At 29.9% G+C, this 355-nt stretch carries 1 protein-coding gene; it reads right to left on the reverse strand.

The window, feature by feature from the left end:
- The coding region (locus tag KGF39_RS19590) for an RRXRR domain-containing protein (protein ID WP_227823591.1) at positions 1-355 on the reverse strand (355 nt) is incomplete at both ends.

Here is a 355-nt window from a genome sequence, read left to right on the forward strand (position 1 = left end):
AGTTATTAAATTACTAGGAGCATCAGAACCACCCTCACTCTTGTACTTAATATGATGAATTTCTAATATCTGTTCTTTACTCTTATTCTTACAATTAGGATTTTGACATTTGTGTCCATCTCTGTGAAGTACATATTCCCTTACATTCCAAAAGCTCATTTGTTCTCCCTGTTGATATTCTACACCAGATATATCAGGATTCTTGATTTTTTGTATATCAAAATTAGCAACCTCTAATACTATATTTCTGATAGGCAATATAGTATTAAGATAATCTATAAATTTAACATGAGTATCCAATTTATGTTGTAAACTTGGTGCTAACCATCCTTGTTTTATTTTTCGATTGTTCCAT

It is taken from the genome of Clostridioides sp. ZZV14-6345, from assembly GCF_020657775.1.
GTDB classification, from domain to species: domain Bacteria; phylum Bacillota; class Clostridia; order Peptostreptococcales; family Peptostreptococcaceae; genus Clostridioides; species Clostridioides difficile_D.